The sequence below is a fragment of the Photobacterium sp. OFAV2-7 genome, assembly GCF_022347985.1.
Classification (GTDB): domain Bacteria; phylum Pseudomonadota; class Gammaproteobacteria; order Enterobacterales; family Vibrionaceae; genus Photobacterium.
Genome location: NZ_JAKRFQ010000606.1, coordinates 1 through 3,265 on the forward strand (window position 1 = coordinate 1; position 3,265 = coordinate 3,265).

General features: G+C 44.6%; 2 protein-coding genes and 1 pseudogene. 1 reads left to right on the plus strand and 2 read right to left on the minus strand.

Going from position 1 to position 3,265, the window contains the following annotated elements; all coding sequences use genetic code 11:
- Window positions 1-552 (minus strand): annotated as a pseudogene (locus MHN01_RS21610) (oligosaccharide repeat unit polymerase); the annotation flags it as partial.
- A 52-nt stretch (window positions 553-604) separates the two neighbouring features.
- Window positions 605-1,726: a glycosyltransferase gene (locus MHN01_RS21615; protein WP_239413366.1), complete on the minus strand. Its 1,122-nt coding sequence runs from the start codon at window positions 1,724-1,726 to the stop codon at window positions 605-607.
- Window positions 1,727-1,868: 142 nt separating this feature from the next.
- Between MHN01_RS21615 and MHN01_RS21620 the strand changes: the two genes are divergently transcribed.
- Entirely contained in the window at window positions 1,869-2,801 is a 933-nt protein-coding gene (locus tag MHN01_RS21620) for a glycosyltransferase (RefSeq protein ID WP_239413367.1), read from the plus strand.
- Window positions 2,802-3,265 lie beyond the last annotated feature (464 nt).

A 3,265-nucleotide genomic window follows, 5' to 3' on the forward strand; every position in this document is an offset into this window, starting at 1 on the left:
CCGGGTGCCCTCGACAAGTCCAATACCATTGGCTTTGTTGTAAAGAGCCAGCCCGCCGATGCAAAGTCCGCTCAATATTAGAAAGAATGGAATTTTCTGTAGCTGGCTAAGTCGGGTTGGTAGCCAGCTAATCGCAAACACCATGATAAAAATCTTGATGAAGTTGCCATTGAAATTGGCAAACGCCTCGGAGCGATTTGTTGCAGCGATGCAGGAAACAAGTACCCAGGCGGTGAATATCACCAGTTGGGTATGCAGGCTTTGCCAAGTGATGGTTTCTCGTTTGAGCCATAATTGCCAACCGAGCCCGGCCAGGCTGGCCAGGGCCAGTAATTGCGGGATACGAAGAGGCTCCAGAACAGGGAAGGCTTCATGGATCCGAAAGTAGGAAAAAATGATGAAGCCCACGCAGACGATGAAGGCCTGACTAATAATGAAAGGTAGGGCAAACAAGACGCCAATTAGCAACACCAGGTTGCCTTGCTGAAACCAGACAAGATAGATCATCATGGTGCTACACAATGCGAGAAGTAGCTGCTTGCGTCGGCTCATAGGCGTCGAGGCTCTTGCAAGTTAAGAATATCGTGTGAGCGTGGCATCATGCTCAAAGTGCCTCGATGTTTTTCGACAACAGAGTTGCCTGATGTGAGATGGTGAAATGGGTCATTACTCGGTTGAAAGCGTAGGCGCGCTGTAAGTTCAGGTCGCTATCGCTACGCTTTAGGTGAGTCTCCATGGCGATGGCAAGAGCATGGGGATCATCTGCCGGAAATAGCTGCCCGCTTTCACTATCTAGGATTTCAATATAAATGGGGAGAACACTTGTTATTATGGGGAGCCCCAGAGCCATCGCTTCCTTGATAATGAAGGCATGCGTATCATCATTAAGATGTGTGCTTGCCGTAGAGAGCATGATAAGCGCCTTATAGTTGCTGGCATGCTGGTGGTACCAATTTGGCGTCATATTTTTAATACATGAGATCTGATGATTGAGTACTAAATTGCCGAGCTGTTTCTTAATAGGCGAGAGCAGAGAGGGCTTTCCAACGATATCTATACTGATTTCAGAGGAGAGCTGCTCTAGTGCCATAATTAGAGTACTTAGCTCTTTTGCATCAGCGGTTTGACAGACTAAGAGAAAATCCTTGTGAGGCCGCCATGCCCGCACTAGAGAGCTGTAGTTGTCCTCGTATACACCGAATGGAATATGATAGATGGGTTGCTCAGTTGCAAGTTGCAGTTCGTTCTGCATTTCTTTCGTTATTGCACAGATAAAATTAGCCGCTTGCAGGGCGTAATTCAGGTTCTTGGCATCACTACCCACCACTGAAATGGGTATGTTGAGTATTTTGGCCGCAACAATCGCTGTTGCGGCATGATGACTGGAGAAGTGAGTATGCAGGTGTTCGCAGCCATCTCGCTCTGCTAAATAGGCGAGTTGTAGTCCCTTCCGCAGTAAAGGCAGATACCCCATGGCTTGTTGCTTGAGAATAAAGGAGTGGCAGCGATAGGCTTTCCATATACTGAACAGTGAATAGATAGAAGCGTCTGAAAGCGAGATGCAATTAAGCTCTAAGTAAGCATCTATGGGGTGGAATAGCACCTTGTCATCTAGAGCATAGGGTTTGACTTGATGGCCAAGAGTCATCATGGCTCGAATTTCAATACCGATAAAGGACTCTGATAATGCCAGAGAGTCGGGAATAACGTAGCCAATCTTTTTCATTCTGCCCCCAGTTCATACGCAGCAGCTTGTCGTTTTATTCATGAGTATCAATATTGATGCCAAGATTGATTCTCATGTTGATTGGCTTGGGCCTTGCATAGAGTCCGCGGGATAGGGAGTTGTGATGCTGCGGGGGATAGATTTGGATAAGACAATTAAGCTCAGTGTCGTAATAGTGAACAATAATAGTCTTTCTACCTTGCCAAGAGCGATTGATAGTATTCGGGGGCAGGGGTGCAATGTAGAAATGATTATTGTTGATAACGGTTCGGTCGATGGTTCTCGTGAGTGGTTAGAGTTGCAAGCGGATATAAAAGCGATATTTACTCATCGGGTTGGCGTGTCGAAGGCCAGAAATATAGCTATTCAGCATTGTAGCTGTGACATGATAGCGTTTCTTGAGCCTAGTGATTATTGGCTGCCTGGAAAGTTAACCCGTCAGTTAAATCTGCATGCAGTCTACCCGGAACTGAGATTAAGCTTTACTGATTACATGCATATATCAACATCAGGAAAAAAAATTATTACCTGTTTTAACTTTTGGCCTAGGTTTAAAAGAATTATCAGCCAGCGCTATTCTCTTATTATCTTCAAAAATTTCACTCCACTGATATTTGCCGAAAATATGATTGGTACAAGTACGGTTGTGGTTAAAAAGTCTGCTTTGGTTGAAGCTGGTGGGTTTGAACCTACGCTATCGTTCGCCTCAGACTGGGAGCTGTGGCTTAAAGTTGCTCAGCAAGGAGAGGTCGGTGTATTGAACCTACCGCTTTGTCACTATACCCATGAAGTAGATGGCTACGCGATCCAGAAGTCGAAAGAGCGACTAGGTGCAATGAAGTTTATTTTAAAGAAGCATGCCAGTGCTGTTAAAGCATGCCCTTTTACTTTGATTAGGGGTTATCTCCGCTTGATCACGTGTAGAGCTGAATATAATCGGGAGCAACATGCCTATGTTTTATCAATACTTCATGAACTATTTGCGTTTTGCTTTCAACCTCAGTGGTGTCGTGTAAGAGCAGTTGGGGGAGATATACTGAGAATATTGTCTCTAAAACAAGCGAAGATGAATTAATTGGTGGTATGTTGTTCGAACGTGAGTTTTTTTTATATTTAGGCTTGCTAACTTTAAACAAGTCTCTATAATGCCGCCTCACCGACACGGAGAGCGGCTTCTAAAAGTAAGAAAGCAGGCAACGGGTTGGTGTGGTGAGAGCCTTTGAAAATAAAGTTTCAAAAAGTGTTTGACACTTTACGCTGAACCTTTAGAATGGCGCACCTCCTCAGAGCGAATGCGAATGAGGAATTGTTCTTTAACAATTTGACCATGCAATCTGTGTGGGCACTCGTGAAATGATTAGTCAAAAGATTTATCAATGAAGCTGAGTGACCAATTGATACTTCGGTATCAGCACAGTCAATTCATTCATTACTTCGGTAGTGAATTAACAGTATTCATTGAGCCGGTCGCAAGACCAACAAAACTTTAATTGAAGAGTTTGATCATGGCTCAGATTGAACGCTGGCGGCAGGCCTAAC

Excerpts from the sequence above, each read along its gene's own strand:
- MHN01_RS21615 (WP_239413366.1), bottom strand. The coding sequence starts at position 1,726 with ATGAAAAAGATTGGCTACGTTATTCCCGACTCTCTGGCATTATCAGAG.